The organism is Micromonospora sp. CPCC 205561 (assembly GCF_036906775.1).
GTDB lineage: Bacteria > Actinomycetota > Actinomycetes > Mycobacteriales > Micromonosporaceae > Micromonospora.
This window is the reverse complement of the sequence record NZ_JBAKHV010000043.1, coordinates 1-14,022: the sequence shown is the minus strand read 5'-3', so window position 1 is coordinate 14,022 and position 14,022 is coordinate 1. Positions and strand designations below refer to the sequence as shown.

General features: G+C 74.6%; 13 protein-coding genes. 11 read left to right on the top strand and 2 right to left on the bottom strand.

Annotated features, from left to right (window positions below):
* The first annotated feature begins 173 nt into the window (after window positions 1-173).
* The 7 genes from egtA (at window position 174) to V6V16_RS20835 (ending at window position 6,185) form a co-directional block, all read left to right on the top strand.
* Window positions 174-1,409 carry an ergothioneine biosynthesis glutamate--cysteine ligase EgtA gene (gene egtA / locus V6V16_RS20865; protein WP_334564517.1) on the top strand — a complete coding sequence of 412 codons (1,236 nt, stop codon included), beginning with the start codon at window positions 174-176 and terminating at the stop codon, window positions 1,407-1,409.
* A complete protein-coding gene (egtB, locus tag V6V16_RS20860; protein WP_334564516.1) occupies window positions 1,406-2,743 on the top strand; it encodes an ergothioneine biosynthesis protein EgtB in 1,338 nt (445 codons plus the stop codon). The genes egtA and egtB overlap by 4 nt, the downstream gene beginning before the upstream one ends.
* A gap of 130 nt (window positions 2,744-2,873) precedes the next feature.
* Window positions 2,874-3,620, top strand: a complete 747-nt coding sequence (gene egtC, locus V6V16_RS20855) for an ergothioneine biosynthesis protein EgtC (RefSeq protein WP_334564514.1) — start codon at window positions 2,874-2,876, stop codon at window positions 3,618-3,620.
* A gap of 45 nt (window positions 3,621-3,665) precedes the next feature.
* Complete coding sequence (gene egtD, locus V6V16_RS20850) at window positions 3,666-4,631, top strand: L-histidine N(alpha)-methyltransferase (RefSeq protein WP_334564513.1); 966 nt, start codon at window positions 3,666-3,668, stop codon at window positions 4,629-4,631.
* Window positions 4,632-4,858: 227 nt separating this feature from the next.
* Complete coding sequence (locus V6V16_RS20845; RefSeq protein ID WP_334564512.1) at window positions 4,859-5,446, top strand: TMEM165/GDT1 family protein; 588 nt, start codon at window positions 4,859-4,861, stop codon at window positions 5,444-5,446.
* Window positions 5,447-5,484: 38 nt separating this feature from the next.
* The gene (locus V6V16_RS20840) at window positions 5,485-5,847 is read left to right on the top strand and encodes a DUF1622 domain-containing protein (protein WP_334564510.1); all 363 of its coding nucleotides are present in this window, start codon (window positions 5,485-5,487) and stop codon (window positions 5,845-5,847) included.
* Window positions 5,844-6,185 carry a hypothetical protein gene (locus V6V16_RS20835; protein WP_334564508.1) on the top strand — a complete coding sequence of 114 codons (342 nt, stop codon included), beginning with the start codon at window positions 5,844-5,846 and terminating at the stop codon, window positions 6,183-6,185. Before V6V16_RS20840 ends, V6V16_RS20835 begins: the two co-directional genes overlap by 4 nt.
* Here V6V16_RS20835 and nhaA read toward each other — a convergent pair.
* Complete coding sequence (gene nhaA / locus V6V16_RS20830) at window positions 6,164-7,483, bottom strand: Na+/H+ antiporter NhaA (RefSeq protein ID WP_334564506.1); 1,320 nt, start codon at window positions 7,481-7,483, stop codon at window positions 6,164-6,166. The two genes, V6V16_RS20835 and nhaA, sit on opposite strands and share 22 nt — an antisense overlap.
* Window positions 7,484-7,817: 334 nt before the next feature.
* On the opposite strand from nhaA, the gene V6V16_RS20825 reads away from it, so the two are divergent.
* The gene (locus V6V16_RS20825; RefSeq protein ID WP_334564504.1) at window positions 7,818-9,278 is read left to right on the top strand and encodes a polysaccharide biosynthesis tyrosine autokinase; all 1,461 of its coding nucleotides are present in this window, start codon (window positions 7,818-7,820) and stop codon (window positions 9,276-9,278) included.
* Here the strand turns inward: V6V16_RS20825 and V6V16_RS20820 are convergent.
* Window positions 9,259-9,813 carry an arsenate reductase/protein-tyrosine-phosphatase family protein gene (locus V6V16_RS20820; protein ID WP_334564502.1) on the bottom strand — a complete coding sequence of 185 codons (555 nt, stop codon included), beginning with the start codon at window positions 9,811-9,813 and terminating at the stop codon, window positions 9,259-9,261. The two genes, V6V16_RS20825 and V6V16_RS20820, sit on opposite strands and share 20 nt — an antisense overlap.
* A gap of 153 nt (window positions 9,814-9,966) precedes the next feature.
* Here V6V16_RS20820 and V6V16_RS20815 point away from each other — a divergent pair, with 153 nt between their 5' ends.
* From V6V16_RS20815 to V6V16_RS20805, 3 genes are all read left to right on the top strand, one after another.
* Entirely contained in the window at window positions 9,967-11,190 is a 1,224-nt protein-coding gene (locus V6V16_RS20815; RefSeq protein ID WP_334564499.1) for a glycosyltransferase family 4 protein, read from the top strand.
* A 172-nt stretch (window positions 11,191-11,362) separates the two neighbouring features.
* The gene (locus V6V16_RS20810; RefSeq protein WP_334564498.1) at window positions 11,363-13,084 is read left to right on the top strand and encodes a DUF4012 domain-containing protein; all 1,722 of its coding nucleotides are present in this window, start codon (window positions 11,363-11,365) and stop codon (window positions 13,082-13,084) included.
* 13 nt (window positions 13,085-13,097) lie between these two features.
* On the top strand, window positions 13,098-13,730 hold the full coding sequence (locus V6V16_RS20805) for a hypothetical protein (RefSeq protein ID WP_334564496.1): 633 nt from the start codon (window positions 13,098-13,100) through the stop codon (window positions 13,728-13,730).
* Window positions 13,731-14,022: the final 292 nt, after the last annotated feature.

Below are 14,022 nucleotides of genomic sequence, written 5' to 3'. Positions count from 1 at the left end.
CCCCGGTCCGCCCCGGTACGCGCAGCCGCCGTTTCCGCAGCACGTTCCGGCCGCGCGCGCCGAACTCCCCTGTCGTACGGAAGGGGGCGGGACCGCCGACGCGCTCGCTGATGACGGTGGGTGGCGTTACGGTGACACCGATCGGAAGTCGGCCGGGGAAGGGAGCCCGTCCTGTGGTGACGTCGCCGGAGCTCGACCGGACCACCGTCCTTCGGGAGTCCGCCGCCGCCGAGGGGCACCTCGCGCGCATCTGTTTCAAGACCGGCCCGCCGACGCGCACCGGCGTCGAAATCGAATGGACCTTGCACGACGCCGCCGACCCCGCCCGCCCGGTCGACGGCGAGCGGCTGCGGGCGGCCCTGGGGCGGCACAGCCCCCGCACACTCGATCGCGCGAGCCCCGCCGCGCCGCTCCCACACGGTGGCACCGTGACGGTGGAGCCCGGCGGGCAGCTGGAGATCTCCACCGCGCCGAGCCCCTCGATCGGCACCCTCATCGGGGCCACCGACGGCGATATCGCCGCGCTGAGGAGCCTGCTCCACGCCGCCGGGCTGGTCCTCGGGCAGAGCGGCATCGACCCGCACCGGGCACCCCGCCCGGTCGTCGAGACCCCCCGCTACCGGGCCATGCGTCACGTCTTCGACCGACGCGGCCCCGCCGGCCGGACGATGATGTACAGCACGGCCGGGCTCCAGGTCTGCGTGGACGCCGGTGAGCCGGAGCAGCTGACGGCCCGCTGGGCGGCGGTGCACGAGGTCGGCCCGCCGCTGCTGGCCGCCTTCGCCACGGCCCGCCGGCACGCCGGGCGGCGCACCGGCTGGGCGTCCGCGCGGATGGCCGCCTGGTACGCCATCGACCCGGCCCGCACCCGCCCGGTGTGGACGCCGCAGACGGCCGCCGTCGACCCGGTCAGCGCCTGGACCGGCTACGTCCTCACCGCGCCGCTGCTCTGCCTGCGCGCCGACGGCGCCGACTGGACGCCGCCGCCGGGGGTCACCTTCGCCGACTGGCTCGACGGGGCGCTGCCCCGGCCGCCCACCACCGACGACCTCGACTACCACGTGAGCACCCTCTTCCCGCCGGTGCGACCCCGGGGATACCTGGAGCTGCGCTACCTCGACACGCAGCCCGGCCGCGGCTGGACGGTCCCGCTCGCGGTGCTCGCCGCCCTGCTCGCCGACCCCGCCACGGTGGCCTCGGCCCGTACCGTCGCCGGCCCGGTGGCGCACCGCTGGCACAGCGCCGCCCGCGAGGGCCTGCGCGACGGGGCACTGGCCGTCGCCGCGGCGGACCTGTTCGATCTGGCACTGGCGGGCCTGCCCCGGCTCGACCTGCCGACGGCCCTGCACGACGACATCGACCGAGCCGTACGGCGGCGGCGGGACGCCGCGGGAAGGAGCCACCGGTGACCGGAGCGACCACCCAGCCGACGGGCGCGGAGCAGTTGCGCGACCGGATCGCGGCGGAGCTGGCCCGCACCCGTGCCCGCACCGCCCTGCTGACCGAGGCGGTCGACGAGGCCGACCTGGTGCGGCAGCACTCGCCGCTGATGTCGCCGCTGGTCTGGGACCTCGCCCACGTGGGTAACCAGGAGGAACTCTGGCTGGTCCGGGACGTGGGCGGGCGCGAGCCCGTCCGGCGCGACATCGACGACCTCTACGACGCGTTCAAGCAGCCCCGCCGGGACCGCCCGGCGCTGCCGCTGCTGCCCCCGGCCGAGGCCCGCGCCTATCTGCGCACCGTCCGGGACAAGGTGCTCGACCTGCTGGACCGGGTCGCGTTCACGGAACGGCCGCTGGTCGCCGACGGCTTCGCCTTCGGCATGATCCTGCAGCACGAGCAGCAGCACGACGAGACGATGCTCGCCACCCACCAGCTCCGCGCCGGCCCGGCGGTGCTGCACGCCCCGCCGCCGCCCGAGCCGCGGGCCCGGGTCGGCGCCGAGGTGCTGGTGCCGGCCGGCGAGTTCACGATGGGCACCGACACCGACCCGTGGGCGCTCGACAACGAGCGCCCCGCCCACCCGGTGTGGCTGCCGGCGTACGTCATCGACGCCGCGCCGGTGACGAACGGGCGCTACCGCGAGTTCATCGCCGACGGCGGATACGACGACCCGCGCTGGTGGAGCCCGCAGGGCTGGCGGCACCGGCGGGAGGCGGAGCTCGGCGCGCCGATGCACTGGCGGCGCGACGGCGACGGCTGGTCCTACCGGCGGTTCGGGCGGTGGGCGCCGGTCCGCGACGACGAGCCGGTGGTGCACGTCTGCTACCACGAGGCGCAGGCGTACGCCGCCTGGGCCGGCAAGCGGCTGCCGACCGAGGCGGAGTGGGAGAAGGCGGCCCGCTGGGATCCGGCCACCGCCCGCTCCCGCCGCTACCCGTGGGGCGACGACGACCCCACCGCCGAGCACGCCAACCTGGGCCAGCGGCACCTCTGGCCCGCCCCCGTGGGCGCCTATCCGGCGGGAGCCTCGCCACTGGGCGTGCACCAGCTCGTCGGCGACGTGTGGGAGTGGACCTCCAGCACGTTCCGGGGGCACCCCGGCTTCACCGCGTTCCCCTACCGGGAATACTCGGAGGTCTTCTTCGGCGACGAGCACCGGGTGCTGCGGGGCGGCTCGTTCGGCACCGACCGGGTCGCCTGCCGGGGCACCTTCCGCAACTGGGACTTCCCGATCCGGCGGCAGATCTTCAGCGGGTTCCGCTGCGCCCGGGACGCCACGGCGCAGGAGTGGCGCCCGTGAGGGCGGGCCCGTCGGGCGGGGCCACCGGCCGCACCCCGCCGGGGCGTCCGGCCGACCGCGTCGGTGCCGCGGCCGGCCCCGATCCGCGGGAGCACCCGGGCCGCCCCGGCGGGTCGGCCGGTGCCGGCTGATGTGCCGCCACCTGGCCTACCTGGGGCCGCCGGTCGTGCTGCGGGAGCTGCTGTTCGACCCGCCGTACTCCCTGGCCCGGCAGTCCTGGGCGCCCCGCGACATGCGCGGCGGCGGGACGATCAACGCCGACGGCTTCGGCGTCGGCTGGTACCCGGGCGCGGGCGACCCCGTGCGCTACCGCCGCTCCCAGCCGATCTGGAGCGATCCGACCATCGCCCAGCTCGCGGCGGTCACCGCGGCCGGCGCGGTGCTGGCCGCCGTCCGCTCCGCCACGGTGGGCATGGCGGTGCTCGACGGGGCCGCCGCCCCGTTCGCCGAGGGGCGGTGGCTGTTCAGCCACAACGGGGTGGTGCGCGGCTGGCCGGACTCGATGGTCCCGTTGGCCCGCGCCCTGCCGGTACGCGACCTGCTCACCCTCGACGCGTCGACCGACTCGGCGCTGCTGTGGGCACTCGTCCGGCACCGGCTGCGGGCCGGGGCGCCACCGGCGCGCGCGGTCGCCGAGACCGTCACGGCGGTGGCCGAGGCCGCCCCCGGCTCCCGGCTGAACCTACTGCTCACCGACGGGCGAAGCGTGGTGGCCAGCGTGGCGGGGCACGCGCTGTCGATCCGCGCGACGCCCGCCTCGGTGCTGCTGGCGTCCGAGCCGCACGACGACGAGCCCGGCTGGCGGGCGGTGCCGGACGGGCGGCTGGTGGAGGCCACCGCGACGAGGCTGCGGGTGCGCGCCCTGGCCGAGGCGTGACCGCCGGCCGACGGGCACGTTCCATCCGACGACGAAGGGGATGACATGAGCGCGGAACCGCTGGAGATCCACCTGGAGGAGGAGGACCTGGGCCGCAGCCTCCGGGAGGACGTCCGCACCGGGCTGACGGCCGAGCCGAAGTGGCTACCCCCCAAGTGGTTCTACGACGCGCGGGGCAGCGAGCTGTTCGAGGAGATCACCCGCCTGCCGGAGTACTACCCGACCCGGGCCGAGCGCGCGGTGCTGGCCGGGCGGGCCGCGCAGATCGCCGAGCTGACCGGCGCGAAGACGCTGATCGAACTCGGCTCGGGTTCGTCGGAGAAGACCCGGCTGCTGCTGGACGCGTTCACCCGCCGGGGCGGGCTCGGCACGTTCGTGCCGCTGGACGTGTCGGTCAGCGCGCTGCGGCACTCCACGGCCGCGATCGCCGCCGACTACCCCGGCCTGCGGGTGCGCGGCATCGTGGGCGACTTCACCCGTCACCTCGACCGCCTGCCGGCCGGCGGGCGCCGGCTGGTGCTCTTCCTCGGCGGCACCGTCGGCAACCTCCTGCCGGCCGAGCGGGCGCGGTTCCTCGCCGCGACGCGGGCCGCGCTGGAGCCGGGGGACTGGCTGCTGATCGGCACCGACCTGGTCAAGGACCCGGCGGTGGTCGTGCCGGCGTACGACGACGCGGCCGGGGTCACCGCCGAGTTCAACCGCAACGTGCTCCGGGTGATCAACCGGGAGCTGGGCGCCGACCTCGACCCCGAGGGTTTCGCCCACGTGGCGCTCTGGGACCCGGAGCACGAGTGGATCGAGATGCGGCTACGGGCCCTGCGGCCGATGCGGGCCCGGGTGCTCGACCTGGAGGTCACCTTCGCGCAGGGGGAGGAGTTGCGTACGGAGGTCTCGGCGAAGTTCCGCCCGGAGGGCATCGCCGCCGAGCTGGGCGCGGCCCGTTTCGCCGTGCGGGGGTTCTGGACCGACCCGGACGGCTACTTCGGCGTCACGCTGGCCCGCGCCCGGTGACCGGGCCCCGTGACCACCTTCACCCGCGACGACCCGCCGGCCGATGATCGGCTAGGCTGGGCGGCGCGAAGGGGAGTAGCCCCCAATGTCGTGGTCGACACACTGGTGCGTTCCGCATCCGGCCACGCGGCCTCGTCATCCGAGGCGGGCGAGACCTTCGACCCAGGCTGTCGCAGCCGGGTCGAGGGCGCCCCGTACCTCCTCCCGGCTTGATCCGGAAGGATGTCATGGAAGGTTTCCTCGTCGCGCTGGTGGTCAGCTTCGGCGTCATCTTCGTCGCCGAGCTGGGGGACAAGTCCCAGCTGATGGCCCTGACCTTCGCCACCCGCTTCAAACCGGTGCCGGTCCTGATCGGCATCACCGTGGCCACCGCCGTGGTGCACCTCGCCTCGGTGGCGATCGGCTACGGGCTCGGTGCCGCGCTCCCCACGGAGTGGATCTCGCTCGTCGCGGGCGTGGCGTTCCTCGGCTTCGGCGCGTGGACGCTGCGCGGGGACACCCTCACCGAGGAGGAGAAGCGCAAGGCCGAGAAGACCAGCAAGTCCGCCGTCGTCGCGGTGTCGATCGCGTTCTTCCTGGCCGAGCTGGGCGACAAGACCATGCTCGCCACCATCACCCTCGCCACCCAGTACGGCTGGTTCGGCACCTGGCTCGGCTCGACGATCGGCATGGTCGCGGCGGACGCGCTGGCCATCCTGGTCGGGCGGCTGCTCGGCCGCCGGCTGCCGGAGAAGGCCATCAAGTACGGCGCCGCGGTGCTCTTCGCGATCTGCGGGCTCTGGCTGATCCTGGAGGCTGTCGCGCAGCTCACCTGACGCCGACTACCGCCGGGCCGGGCGGGTAACGCCTCCCGGTGGGCGTCGAGGGGATCCTGCACCAGGGCTACCAGGCACTGGTCGCCGCGGTGGAGGTCGCCGGTGCGGCGGTCATCTTCGTCGGGGCGGCGTGGGCGGCGCTGCGGTTCGTGACCGAGGGGTTGCGGCACCGCAGCGCCGCCGTGTTCACCCCGATCCGGCTCTCCCTGGGCCGGTTCCTCACCCTGGGGCTGGAGTTCCAGCTCGCGGCGGACATTCTGCGCACGGCGGTTTCCCCCACCTTCGCCCAGATCGGTCAGCTGGCGGCGATCGCCGCCATCCGGACGGCGCTGAACTACTTCCTGGGCCGGGAGATCCGCCAGGAACAGCGGCAGGTCCGCGAGGCGGAGCACGACGGGTGATCCGTGCCCTGGCCACCGCGACCACGGCCTTCGCCGGCCTGGCCGGGCTCGCGGTGCTGCTCGGCACGGGCTCCTGGCGGTCGGCGATGCGGGTGCTGCTGGACCTGCTCACCGCCGCGGGCCTGCTGCGGCTGGCCCACGCCGGGGACTGGGCGGACCTGGCCGCGGCGGCGGCCATCGTCCTGCTGCGCCGGCTGCTCTGGTCCGCGCTCACCGCCGGCCCGCCCGGCCCAACTCCAGCCGGCCCGCCCGGCCCAGCTCCAGCCGGCCCGAACGGGCGGCCCGAGCCAGACCGGCTGCCCGGGCGGGGCGCGGGTCAGCCGTCCCCGCGCTGGTAGACGTCGGGGACGCCGTCGCTGTCGGCATCCACCTGCTCCGCCTCGGCGATGCGCCGGTAGGCGGCGTTGCGCCGGCTCAGCACGACCGTGGCGAGCAGCGCGGAGATCACCGAGCCGGCCAGTACGGCCGCCTTGACGTTGTCGTCGGCGGGGCTGCCGGGACCGAAGGCGAGCTCGCCGATCAGCAGGGAGACGGTGAAGCCGATCCCGGCGAGCATCGCCACGCCGAGCAGGTCCGTCCAGGTGATGTCCTCGTCGAGTTGGGCGCGGGTGAACCGGGCGAGCAGGAACGTCGAGCCGAAGATCCCGATCACCTTGCCGATCACCAGGCCGGCCACGACGCCGATCACGATCGGGTCGGTGACGACGGCGGCCAGGTCGGCGCCGCGCAGGGACACCCCGGCCGCGAAGAACGCGAAGACCGGCACGGCCAGCCCGGCCGAGATCGGGCGCCAGCGGTGTTCCAGGTGCTCGGCGAGCCCGTGCGACGCGCCGGTCTTGCCCCGCAGGACGGGCACGGTGAAGCCCAGCAGCACCCCCGCCACGGTGGCGTGCACCCCGGAGGCGTGCATCAGGGCCCAGGCGGCGACGGCGAGCGGGATCAGCGCCCACCACCAGGTCCGGCGCCGCTGCACGAGCAGGCCGAAGAGCGCGATCGGGGCCAGTGACACGAGCAGCGGCAGCGGGCTGAAGTCGTCGGTGTAGAAGATCGCGATGACCGTGATGGCCAGCAGGTCGTCGACCACCGCGAGGGTGAGCAGGAAGGCCCGCAGGCCCTGCGGCAGGTACGAGCCGATGACGGCCAGCACGGCCAGGGCGAAGGCGATGTCGGTCGCGGTGGGGATGGCCCACCCCCGCAGCCCTTCGCCGCCGCCGGCGAGCGTGACCCCGACGTAGATCAGGGCGGGCGCCGCCATGCCGCCGACCGCCGCGACCACGGGCAGCGCCGCCCGGCGCGGGTCGCGCAGTTCGCCGGCGACGAACTCGCGCTTGAGTTCGAGCCCGACCACGAAGAAGAAGATCGCCAGCAGGCCGTCGGCGGCCCAGGCGGCCAGGCTCAGGTCGAGGTGCAGGGCCGCCCCGCCCGACCACGGCACCCAGGCGCCCAGGCTCGCGTAGGAGGACTCCCAGGGCGAGTTGGCCCAGATCAGCGCGATCACCGCGCCGAGCAGCAGGAGGCCGCCGCCGACGGTTTCGGTGCGCAGCACGTCGGCCAGGAAGCGGGCCTCCGGCCAGGACGTACGGGAGAAGAGCCGCCGGCTCGGGCGACGGTCGGTGTGCGGGGTGCGGTCAGTCATGCGCGGGGTCCACCTCGGGTTTCGGGCAGCAAGGGGTCGACGCCGACCAGGCTTCCCGGCACACCGCCACGACCCTATCCAGCGCCGCCCGCATCGGCGAATCCGGACGCCGATCGTGGGCGACGGCACGGCCGGTCGCGTTTCTCCCGCCACCCGGGCCGCGTTCCGCCCGTTTGTCCCGTGGTGACCCGGCCGTAGATGTCAAGGGGCGAAACTGCATAACTCAGGACATAAGGCGCATGAGTCGCCTTTAATGGTTTCACGAGATTAAGTCGACCTTGGGAGTTTTCGTGAAGTTCTTTGGCGTTACCGGTTTGGTACGGAGGCGCGCCTGATGGACCTGTACCGCCAACTCCGCCTCGTACGTCGGCACTGGTGGATCGTGCTGCTCACCGTCATGGTCGCCCTCGGCGCCACCGCCCTGGTCACCGTCCGGGCCCAGCCCCGCTACGTCGCCTCGGTGACCTTCTTCGTCACCACACCCAGTCAGGGCGTCACGGACGCCTACCAGGGCGGCCTCTTCCTCCAGCAGCGCGTGAAGTCCTACGCCGAACTGCTGACCAGCGACCGCCTCGCCCAGAGCGTCGTCGCCGAGAATCCGATCGGGCTCACCGCGGAGCAGGTGCAACGCCTCGTGAGCACCTCCACGGAGACCGGCACGGTGCTGCTGCGCGCCTCGGTGACCGACACGGACCAGAACCGGGCCCTGAAGGTCACCGAACTGCTCTCGGCGAAGTTCGTGGAGCTGGTGCAGAGGGTGGAGACGACCCAGGACGGCAAGGCCGGCCCGATCAGGATCGAGGTGGTCAGCGGGCCCCGCGTCAGCCCGACCCCCGTGTCGCCGCAGCCGGTGCGCAACTTCGCCATCGGTACGCTGCTGGGCCTGCTCGCCGGCGTGGGGCTGGCGATCCTGCGCGGGCTGGCCGACGTCCGGCTGCGGGACGCCGCCGCCCTCCAGCGCACCACCGGCAGCCCGCTGCTCGGCGAGATCCCCTTCGAGAGCACGGCGAAGGCGGCACCGCTGATCGTCGGCGAGGCGGCGAACTCCGCCCGCGCCGAGGCCGTACGCAAGCTGCGGACGAACCTGCGCTTCGTCGACGTCCACGAACCCGCCCGGGTCATCGCCGTCACCAGCGCACTGCAGGGCGAGGGGAAGACCACGCTCTCCTGCAACCTGGCCATCGCCCTGGCGGAGGCGGGCTGGCGGGTGCTGCTGGTCGACGCCGACCTGCGCCGCCCGAAGGTCGACGAGTACCTGGGACTGGACGCCGGCATCGGGCTCACCGACGTGCTGGTCGGCGACGTCCAGGTCGGCGACGTGGTGCAGCGCTGGGGCGACAAGTCCCTGCTGGTGCTCCCGAGCGGCTCGGCGCCGCCCAACCCGAGCGAACTGCTCGGCTCCAAGGCGATGGCGGACCTCCTGCTCGCCCTGCGGGAGTCGGCCGACATCGTCATCATCGACACCGCCCCGCTGCTGGCCGTCACCGACGGCGTGGTGGTGGCCGTGCAGGCCGACGGCGCGCTCCTCGTCTCCCAGCAGGGGCGCACCTCGCGGACCCAGGTGGCCCAGGCCGCCCGCGCCCTGCACTCGGTCTCCGTCCGGCTGCTGGGCTGCGTGCTGAACATGGCGAAGGTGGCCAAGGCGGAGGCGTACCAGTACGAGGCCTACCGGGTGGTCGCCGCGGCGGCGACCCCGGACGTGCCGGCCGACGCGGCCCCGGCCGCCCGGCACGCCGAGCGGACCGAGGGCGTCGTCGGCGACCGTACGCAGGAACTCACCCGGCTGTCCCGATGAGCGTCACGAGGGATCGCATCGACCGTTCGATCTCCTCCGCGCAGCGTCGGAAGTCGGCGGCGGTGCCGCCGATCGGGTCCAGCAGGTCGTCCGCGTCGGGGGCGGCGGGTTGCAGCCGCCCCCGGGCGCGGGCCGCCGCCTCGACCGCGGCCCGCAGCGGGCCGCCGGGCGGTTCGTCCGTCGGCTCGGCGGCCGCCGCCAGGCGGCCGAACTGGCGGAGGGTGAACGTGCGGTGCAGCGCGCCGGGCGCCAGCGCGGTGCAGACCGAGCGCTGGCGGCGCGTCGCGGCGAGCACCAGGGTGGCCCCGTCCAGGTGCTCCCGGCGCAGCCTGCGGCTGCGGAACCGGGTGGGGTCGCCGCCGGCCTGCACCGCCAGCTCCGCCGCGTACGGGTGCATGGGCAGGTCGTCGACGGCGTCCGTGCCGGCGCTGGCGACCGTCACCGGGCGCCCGGCCAGCAGGCGGCGGGCGACGTACTCCGCCATCGGCGAGCGACACAGATTGGCGTGGCAGACGAACAGCACCCGGTCGACCATGCGGACCCCTCTCGTCGGTGCGATCGCGGACGGTGCCGCCGCGACGGCTGCCGGCCGTCGGTGCCGGCCGGCGGAGGGGATGACGGCATCGTACGCGGGTCGGACGCGTCCACGGCACGCTGCCGCGCCGAGCCGTCCCGCGAGGGCGGACCGATGAGGATCGGGATCCTGTCGTACCACTTCCCGCCCGAGCCCGCGTTCATCCCGGGCAGCCTCGCCGAGGAACTCGCCCTGCGGGGGCACGAGGTGAAGGTGCTGACCGGCTTCCCCGACTATCCCGGCGGCCACGTCTATCCGGGCTGGCGGCAGCGGTGGCGGCACGAGACCCGCAGCGAGCGGCTGACGGTCCGGCGGGTGCCGCGCTACTCGGCGGGCGACGGGTCGCTGCGCGGCAGGATGGCCGGGCACCTGTCGTTCGCCGGCAGCGTGACGCTGACCGGCCGGTCGTTCCTGGCGGGCGTCGACGCTCTCTACGTCCACCTGCCGCCGGCGAACGCCTTCGCCGCGGCGGGCCTGCTGCGGCTGCTGGGCCGGGTGCCGACCGTCCTGCACGTGCAGGACGTCTGGGCGGAGGACGAGCCGGTCGGCACCGAGAACGGGCGGTGGGCCGGGCGGATCGCCCGGGCCATGGCGCGTGCCTACCGGGCGGCCGACGGGATCGCGGTCGCCGCGCCGTCGCTGCGCGACCGGGTCGTGGCCGCCGGCGCTGACCCGGCCCGGGTGCGGGTGGTGCTCAACTGGACCGACGAGCGGATCTTCCATCCCGCCCGTCCCAGTCGCGCGGCCCGGGGACTGGTGCGCCGCGACGGGCGCTGCGTGGTGATGCACGCCGGGACCATCGGCGCCCGGCAGGGCCTGGAGACCGCGGTGCGCGCGGCGGCGGCGCTGGACTCCTCGGTGGACCTCGTCCTGGTGGGATCGGGCGCGGACGAGCGGCGGGTGCGGGGGCTCGCCGCCGACCTGCGCGCCGGGAACGTGCGCTTCGTGGAGCGGCGTTCCCCGCTCGACATGCCGGACCTGTACGCCGCCGCCGACTACCAGCTGGTCATGCTGCGCAACCTGCCCGAGCTGCGCAGCACCCTACCGGCGAAGCTCCAGGCGGCGTTCTCCTGCGCCGCGCCCGTGGTCGCCTCGGCCGGTGGCGACACCGCCGACCTGGTCGAGCGGGCCCGGGCGGGGCTCTCCTGCCCGCCGGAGGACTGGGCGAGCCTGGCCGACCGGTTCTGGCTGGCCGCCACCATCCCGCCGCCCGCCCGGGCCGAGATGGGCCGGCGCGGCCGGGAGGCGTACCTGCGGGAGATGTCCATGCCGGCCGGCGTGGACCGGATCGAACGGCTGCTGCGCGAGGCGGCGGCCGGGCGGGGCGGAGCCCGGTGAGCCGCGAGCGGTGCTCGCGTACCGGTCGACACCGTCATCTACGGGTCGAAACGATCGTTAGCGGTTCAGGGACGGTGCGGAGCGGGATCTGCCGGCCGTTCCAGGAAGGGCGTGTGGTGTGACGGAGAGCGCGAGACCGCGTCGACGGCGCGGTCGTTCCCGCCGGCGGCGGGTGCGCCGCATCCTGCTGGCCAGCCTCGTGGTGGGCTCGCTGCTGCTGCTCACCGGCGGCTGGGTGGGCTTCCGCGGCTGGCAGGCCCGCGCCCACCTGCTCAACGCGGCCGGCCTGGCCCGGGAGCTCAGCGCCCAGGTGCTCGGCGGCGACGACGCCAGGGCGCAGCGCACCCTCGCCGCCCTCCAGGAGCAGTCCGCCAGCGCCCGGGCGGCGACCGACGACCCGGGCTGGTGGGTCGGGCGGCACACCCCGTACGCGGGGGACAACCTGGCGGCCGTACGGCAGATCTCGGTCGCGATCGACGACCTGGCCCGGCGGGCGTTCCCGCTGCTGCTGCGCGCGGACCTGACCGGCCTGGTGCCCACGGGCGGGCGGCTCGACGTGAACCGGCTGCGGATGCTCTCGTCCGAGCTGGCCACCGTCAACGCCACGGTGCAGGGCACCCGGGACAGCCTCGCGACGGTGCCCACCGACGGCCTGGTCGACCAGGTCCGGCAGGCGCTCGTCGACCTGCGGGGCGAGATCGACCGGCTGTCCGGCATGACCGCCGCCGCGGACCAGGCGAGCCGACTGCTGCCGACGCTGCTCGGCGCAGACGGCCCCCGCACCTACCTCGTGGTCTCGCAGAATCCCGCCGAGCTGCGCGCCACCGGCGGGATGATCGGCGCGTACGCCGTGATCCACGCGGACGCCGGGCGGGTCCGGATGGGGCGCCAGGGCACCAGCGGCGCGCTCGGCCGGTTCCAGCCGCCGCTGAAGGTGCCCGCGGAGGTGCGCCGCCTCTGGGCGGACCTGCCCGGGATCTACCCGGCCAACGTCAACCTCACCCCGCACTTCCCGACCGCCGCCGCCCTCTACCGGGAGATGTTCCGGCGGCGTACGGAGACCACGGTGGACGGCGTGCTGGCCGTCGACCCGGTGGTGCTGTCGTACCTGCTCAAGGCCACCGGTCCGGTGATGGTGCCCGGCGGCGTCCCACTGGCGGCCGAGAACGTCGTGCGGACGGTGCTCAGCGACAGCTACCAGCAGATGGACAACGAGAAGCAGGACGCCTTCTTCGCGGCCTCCGCCGCCGCGGTGTTCGAGGCGTTGGTCACGAAAAATGTAGATCCGAAGGCTTTATTGTCCGCATTTGACCGTGCTGTCACTGAACGCCGGATATTGTTCTGGAGTGCCCGACCTGAGGAACAACGGACGATCGGCGACAGCCGGATGGCCGGTGTGCTTCCGGAGCGGGACACCGTGCCGACGGTCGGCGTGTTCCTCAACGACGGCAGCGGCGCGAAACTCGGCTACTACCTGCGGCCGTCGGCGACCCTCGCGGTCGGCGGCTGCCGGCCCGACGGTCGCCGGGAACTCCGGCTCCGGATCACCCTGCGCTCGTCGGCGCCGAAGTCGGGTCTCAGCGAGTCGGTCCTCGGCCTCGGTCTGGCCGGCGACCCCTACACCGTGCGCACGTTGGTGTCGGTGCACAGCCCCGCCGGCGGGGCCGTGCTCGCCGCCCGGCTCGACGACGTCGAGACGGCGGTGGGCAGCGGCACCGAACGGCGCCGCCAGGTGGCCACGGCAAACGTCGAGGTCCGTCCCGGGGGCTCGCGCACGTTGGAGGTCACCGTGCTCACGGCGGCCACCAGGGCCGGCACCGCCGAACTGTGGCTGACCCCCACCGCCACCCCATGGACCACCCAAGTTGTTTCCGCACCAAGCTGTGATCAGTAGGAGGGAACCAATCATGCGGCTATCCCGCATCATCATGGCGCTCACGGTCGGGCTGGCCGTGCTGGCCGCGCCGACCGCAGCGGGGGCGGCCCAGCCGCAGCCGGCGCCCGGCAGCCCACAGCCACCGGTCTATCCGCCGGGCCCGGCGACGCTCGCGGTCAGCCCGCCGACCGTCCTGGTCGGCGAGACGGCCACCCTGATCGGTAGCGGCTGGGCGCCGGGTGAGACGGTGATCATCACCGTCACCACGTCGCCGCTCGCCGCCGCCGTACCGGGTGCCGACCGGGCGCGTCGCAGCAACGGCGACCTGGTCGCGATGGCGCCGGTCTCGTTGCAGCGGGCGCCCCAGCCGAGCCCCAGCACCCTGGTGGTCACCGCCGACGCTGCCGGCAACTTCCGCACCACCTACACGCCGCGCGCCCCGGGCAGGTACACCTTCCGGGCCGTCGGTCAGACCTCGGGCAAGGTGGCGACCGCGACGCTGACCGTACTCAAGAAGCACCAGCCGCCGCTGCCCGTCACGGGCGACAGCCTGAGCACCCCGATGAAGTTCGGCGGCGGCCTCGTCGGCGCCGGCGCGGTGCTCCTGCTCCTGTCCCTGGTGTGGCGCAAGCGGCACCGCTTCGGCATGGGCGCCGCGCGCTGACGTCGGACGCACCAACCGGGCAGGGCCCGGTACCGCGAAAGGGCCTGGCGCCCGTCGGACACCTCCGACGGGCGCCAGCCCTTCTGTCCGGCGGGCCCTGCCCGCGTCGCGCTGCGAGGGCCGGCTGCGCGTCCGGTTTCGTGGCGGCTGTCCGGTGCGGGCGTCGGGTCGGCTGGGGTGATCGGGTCCGGTCGTGTGGTTTGTCCGGTCTGTGGGTGTGGTCGGGGGCATGGTGGGGGCGGAATCGTGGCGGGGGTGGGGGCGTTACACCCTGCGTACGACCGAGGCAGGG